This is a genomic window from Vibrio ouci (assembly GCF_004551525.1).
Classification (GTDB): Bacteria; Pseudomonadota; Gammaproteobacteria; order Enterobacterales; family Vibrionaceae; genus Vibrio; species Vibrio ouci.
In genome coordinates this window covers 1-652 of record NZ_SATR01000286.1, presented here as the reverse complement: position 1 = coordinate 652, position 652 = coordinate 1, and the positions used below count along the sequence as shown (strand labels likewise).

At 44.6% G+C, this 652-nt stretch carries 1 protein-coding gene; it reads right to left on the bottom strand.

Going from position 1 to position 652, the window contains the following annotated elements:
* On the bottom strand, positions 1–652 hold a 652-nt coding region (locus tag ELS82_RS25660), incomplete at both ends, for a DUF7146 domain-containing protein (protein WP_440870484.1).

The window sequence follows — 652 nt, the reverse complement described above, 5'->3', positions numbered from 1 at the left end:
GTCAGGTGTTTTGATTTTTTCCCCAATACCCTTGGGTTCACTTCCATATCATCGGCTTTATTGGCTTGATGATCGAGATAGGTAATTTCAATCGCACGGGTTTCCCCTTGTTTATCATGAATGTTGGTGAGTATGGCAGGGTGCAGCGCGGTATCTTCTGAAGAATAGACCGCTGGATGAAAACGCACATTGTCATTGTGCGCTTCTTTGATCCCTAATTTGTTCAGGTATTGCTCCGCTAAAGTCCCTTTGAGCCCTAGACTCTCATGTAAATAATCTTTCGCTCTTTGCTCAAATTGAGCGATGTGTTTTGGCGTGGTATTCATAAGCTTGTCGTGCTCCTTGTTGATCGTAATGTGATAATGCTCAGGATGGGTTAACAGGTTGTGGGCCTCAGTCATGGCTTCTTTGTAGCTGATGCCTTTCTGGCTCATCATTAGGTTAATCAGTGAGCCTTTTTCACCGGTGGTGTAATCTTTAAAATACCCGCGATACTCCCCGGTTAAGGTCACTTGTAGGGCGCACTTACCCGTCCCAAAGGTTAAATAGTCTCTGTTGGACTTAGAGGTGTTTGGTTGTCCCAATAAATGAATCGCTAAGCTTTCGGTGTATTTCGGCAGCTCCGCATTAATGTGCTCTCTAAAGATGTGGT